This is a genomic window from Paenisporosarcina sp. TG20, assembly GCF_000286315.1.
Classification (GTDB): domain Bacteria; phylum Bacillota; class Bacilli; order Bacillales_A; family Planococcaceae; genus Paenisporosarcina.
The window spans coordinates 1-1202 of record NZ_ALJG01000058.1 but is presented as its reverse complement, the minus strand read 5'-3'; the positions used below and the strand labels follow the sequence as shown (position 1 = coordinate 1202).

Below are 1202 nucleotides of genomic sequence, written 5' to 3'. Positions count from 1 at the left end.
TTACATTGATTTAGTGAAAATGTTCCAACTTATACCTGGCATTGGAGCAGTTGTTGGAGCGTTTGTCAATTATAATCTTCTCGATCAACTTGGAGAAACTGCAATGAATTCATACCGAGTGCGATTATTAAATACATAATAAAAAGGGGCTGGAAATGGTGATGTTTAAAAACAAGTTGATATTCTTGGTATCACTTTTGTTAGTGGTAGCAGGAGGTGTTCTACTGATTACCGTCAGTAATAATTCTGACAACAAGGAAACTAATAGAGTAATTGAAGATGCTGCATTTACGAGCATAGAAGTTCTGACAAACAATGCCACAGTGGAAATTGTACCAACTAAAGATTCCGAAGCAACTGTGGAATATTCTGGAGCGAGTAAGAAGGCGAAATTCACATTTAAAGTAAACGTTAAAGGAGAAACACTTAGCGTTGAATTAAGTGAGAAACGTCGATTCTTCTTTTTGTTTGGATTTCAGTCGAAAGACTTGCAGTTAACAATTTTCCTTCCAGAGAAACACTATGAAAGCATCCAAGTACAAAGTGACAATGGGCGCATCTCTGCAGAAAGTATAAAAGCGGAAATGGTTATGTTGGAGACGGATAATGGACAGATCCAATTAAGAAACATAGAAACAGAAAACGTTCTTGTTGAAACCGATAATGGAAGAATTATTTTGGAGCATGTAGAAGGTATAATTAAAGGGAGTTCGGACAATGGAAGAATTTCCATGACCACAAAGAACTTAGACCAACCCATTGATTTAGAAACAGACAACGGTAGTATTGAGATCATAACTGATACTGAACCAACCAATGCGACAATTGAGACGAAAATAGATAACGGCAAAGTCACCATTTTTGGCGTCGACAACACCCGTGCAATTTACGGTAAAGGGGAATATTTGATTAACCTACGAACAGACAATGGCCGAATAACTATAACGAAATGAGTTAATCATTTTTTAGTGAATAGTAGGGAATTCTTGTTTACTAGGGGTTTAAACTGCACTCTCCTATAGAAGTATTTCTCTTCAAAGCAGGTGAATCTGGTATTCGCTACAAGAACCTCATTTGTTGGACTAACTATGAACGCTTCATATCAGTCGTATTGTACACTTGTACAAAACGACATTTTTAAAATTAGATAAATTAAAAGCTCATAAATTTGTATTTCTTTTCATAAATTCTTGTAACTGAGT

At 35.8% G+C, this 1202-nt stretch carries 2 protein-coding genes; both read left to right on the top strand.

Annotated features, from left to right (window positions below; all coding sequences use genetic code 11):
* Window positions 1-139: EcsC family protein (locus tag B371_RS22610; RefSeq protein WP_192811883.1), on the top strand; the 139-nt coding region annotated here is incomplete at its 5' end.
* A gap of 16 nt (window positions 140-155) precedes the next feature.
* Window positions 156-953: a DUF4097 family beta strand repeat-containing protein gene (locus B371_RS0100360; protein ID WP_019412378.1), complete on the top strand. Its 798-nt coding sequence runs from the start codon at window positions 156-158 to the stop codon at window positions 951-953.
* Window positions 954-1202: the final 249 nt, after the last annotated feature.